Below are 2712 nucleotides of genomic sequence, written 5' to 3' on the forward strand. Positions count from 1 at the left end.
TCGCCTGAAATTCCGAAACTTAGCTGTCCTCTGGGGCCGCTAGGGATTGGGATAAAGCCCGCACCCTGCGCACAGCGCGGGTGTCGGGTAGTTTACTTTTATCGGACTGGCGGTTGGGGATCCTCGCTTTGCAGGCGGAGAATTTCGGCCTCAATGCGCTGTTGCAAAGCTTTGCCCTCTTCGGAGCGGATCAAGAGTGTAATGCGGTTGTAGTCAGGCACAGTCATACCGTGGCGAGTGATGATCTCGGTCGCGGTGCGGATGAATTCTCGCCGGATTTGATCTTTGCTGGCTGGGTCGTTTGTGGCTTGGGAGCGCTTTTGGGCCTCTTGCCGGTGGGGCTCCATCTCCAAGACGATACGGGCGTACATTGTTACCTGCTCATCGCTCAACACCACAGAGGTGGTGGGGGTTTGAGCCACAGCCAGAGAGACAGTGAGCACAGGGATCCAAGTGCAAACCCAGATCAAACCCACCAGCCCTTTTTGGACCACGCTTTGGATTGGAAATGCCGTCCACCGTCTCCGACTTGCTTTGCCTGACACCGCTGATGTCTCCCCACCCGCCAACTGTTGCTCAGGTTGCCTAGGGTTTTTGTGAGCTTTCGGCCCCACGCCGGTTCAACACTCTGATGAACCCCGCGGGCTTCGATCCTATCTGCTCCTCTCTGTGAAAGCCCAGGGCGTCGTCCACGCTGACAACTGAGCTTGCTTTTCCATTTGACCGAAAACTGGTCTTTAGGTTCCAGTTCCAGTCCCTTTCCAGCCTATCTGACACCCAGAAGGGAGTGGCCTCTGGGATAATGGGGATGAATTGTTGGTTATTGCCCCTATGCATTTGGAACGTCGCCCGGTTTTCCCGTTTACGGCCATCGTCGGCCAAGAGGAGATGAAATTGGCCTTGCTCCTCAACGTGATCGACCCGCGCATTGGCGGGGTGCTGATCATGGGGGATCGCGGCACGGGCAAGTCCACCACCATTCGCGCTTTGGCCGACCTGCTGCCCCAGATCGAGGTGGTGAAAGGGGATCCCTTCAACAGCCACCCGCGGCAGCGGGACTTGATGAGCGATCAAGTGTGGGAACGGCTCCAAGCAGGGGAAACGCTGGAAAGCACTTGGATCCAGGTGCCGATGGTGGATCTGCCCTTGGGGGCAACAGAAGACCGAGTGTGTGGCACTCTCGACATTGAGCGGGCCTTAGCTCAGGGGGTGAAGGCTTTTGAGCCGGGGCTGTTGGCCAAGGCCAATCGAGGCATCCTTTACGTGGATGAAGTCAATTTGCTGGATGACCACTTGGTGGATGTGTTGCTGGATGCGGCGGCCTCAGGCTGGAACACCGTGGAACGGGAGGGCATTTCCATTCGTCATCCGGCTCGGTTTGTGCTGGTGGGATCCGGCAACCCGGAAGAGGGGGAATTGCGGCCTCAACTGCTGGATCGCTTTGGCATGTTCGTCCAGATCGAAACGGTGCGAGATGCTGCCCTGCGGGTGCGGATCGTGGAGGAGCGCAGCCAGTTCGACGCCGATCCCCAGGCTTTTTTGGCCAAGTATGCCGATTCCCAGCAGCGCCTGCGGGAGCGCATCGAAAAAGCCCAACATCTTTTGCCCAACGTGGCAGTGGATCCCGACTTGCGCTTGAAGATCTCCGGAGTATGTGCGGCTTTGGAGGTGGATGGGCTGCGCGGAGACATTGTCACCAACCGGGCTGCCAAGGCCCTGGCGGCTTTGGAAGGGCGGAGCGAGGTCACCGTCGCCGATATCCGTCGGGTGATCAGCCTGTGTTTGCGCCACCGCCTGCGCAAGGATCCCTTGGAAACCATCGACTCGGGCTACAAGGTGGAAAAAGCCTTCAGCGAAGTGTTCCAGGTGAGCTTGGAGAGCGCCGCCTAGCCCTCACCCCCCAGCCCCTCTCCCAGGGGGAGAGGGGAGTAGGGTGGCTGCTAGCTTGTCGGCAATGGCGGCAATCCAGGCTTGCTCCTGCCGGCTGAAGCTGCGTGGGGTATCGCTCCCCAAAATCAAGCACCCTTTCTGGCCGATGGGCTGGCACAGCACGGCTTGGGATCCGGGGGGCAACAGATCATTGAACTCGGCGCGGGCCGGGAACAGCTTGAGATCCACCAGATAGACGGGTCGCCCCGTTTGCAAAACCCGCTGTAAAACGCTCTTGGGCTGAATGGAGGGCATCTGGCCGGGGGTGGCTAGGATCCCCCGTTGTAGGAGGGTTCGCCCACCCACCCAGATCACCACGGTGCGGGCGGCGGTGGTGCTGAGCAGGGTATGGGAGGCCCAAGCCAGCTCCAGTTTCTCGCTTTCGGAAAGATCGGGATGCCAATCACAGCCGGGGATCCCTTGCAGGGGGGCCGTTTGGGGCGGAAGAGGCTGGATCTGCTGCCACAGCAGGCCGGTCAAGATCAAAACAGCGCTGAGGAGGATCCCCAAGGCATCTGAACGGGACTGGCTGGTAAGCAATTCCGGCGTAAAGGCCAGTCGATTAATAACCAAAAGGACGCTGCCCAAAAGGCCGGTCACCAGAGGCAGCCGCCTCACCCAGCGATTGGGATCCCTGGGGGCTGGAGTGGGTTCAACCGTCAAGGCAGGCTAGGCATAACCTAGAGGAAGTAACGGGAGAGAAGGGAGAAGCTGATACATTTACGCTGAACACTGCTGAACATCACTGTTCAACTATGCAGCGGTAGCATTCTGTTTGTTTCC

Annotated in this window: 3 protein-coding genes; 1 reads left to right on the forward strand and 2 read right to left on the reverse strand. The window is 59.1% G+C overall.

Going from position 1 to position 2712, the window contains the following annotated elements; all coding sequences use genetic code 11:
• Positions 1-98: 98 nt before the first annotated feature.
• Positions 99-443, reverse strand: a complete 345-nt coding sequence (locus tag NW837_RS12485) for a DUF4168 domain-containing protein (protein WP_414331953.1) — start codon at positions 441-443, stop codon at positions 99-101.
• 388 nt (positions 444-831) lie between these two features.
• Here NW837_RS12485 and bchI point away from each other — a divergent pair, with 388 nt between their 5' ends.
• Positions 832-1890: a magnesium chelatase ATPase subunit I gene (gene bchI, locus NW837_RS12490; protein WP_011431779.1), complete on the forward strand. Its 1059-nt coding sequence runs from the start codon at positions 832-834 to the stop codon at positions 1888-1890.
• A gap of 3 nt (positions 1891-1893) precedes the next feature.
• Here bchI and NW837_RS12495 read toward each other — a convergent pair whose 3' ends face one another.
• Complete coding sequence (locus NW837_RS12495) at positions 1894-2592, reverse strand: cofactor assembly of complex C subunit B (RefSeq protein WP_414331954.1); 699 nt, start codon at positions 2590-2592, stop codon at positions 1894-1896.
• Positions 2593-2712: the final 120 nt, after the last annotated feature.

It is taken from the genome of Synechococcus sp. R6-10, from assembly GCF_047461815.1.
Lineage (GTDB): Bacteria > Cyanobacteriota > Cyanobacteriia > Thermostichales > Thermostichaceae > Thermostichus.